Source organism: Treponema sp. R6D11 (assembly GCF_054786075.1).
The window spans coordinates 1-336 of sequence record NZ_BDHD01001300.1; the positions used below are offsets into that span (position 1 = coordinate 1).

General features: G+C 50.9%; 1 protein-coding gene. It reads left to right on the forward strand.

The window, feature by feature from the left end:
* A partial coding sequence (locus ACYVTD_RS18515) for a hypothetical protein (protein ID WP_461249059.1) occupies window positions 1–336 on the forward strand: 336 nt, incomplete at both ends.

A 336-nucleotide genomic window follows, 5' to 3' on the forward strand; every position in this document is an offset into this window, starting at 1 on the left:
CTTGAAATTACAATGAACAAGACCGATTTTAGGAACGGCGAGGATATCGAACTGATGATAAAAGCGCCGTACGCTGGAGCGGGACTTATCACAATCGAACGCGACAAGGTTTACGCCCACCGCTGGTTCAGGAGCAGTGGGGAAACTTCCATGCAGACGATTACCGTGCCCGCAGAGCTTGAAGGCAACGCTTACGTGAACGTGCAATATTTAAGATCGCAGGATTCGCGCGAAATTTTCATGTCGCCGTTAAGTTACGGAGCGGTTCCGTTCTCCATAAGCAGGGAGAACCGCACAAACAGGATCAAATTGGACATTCCCGGCGAGGCGAAACCG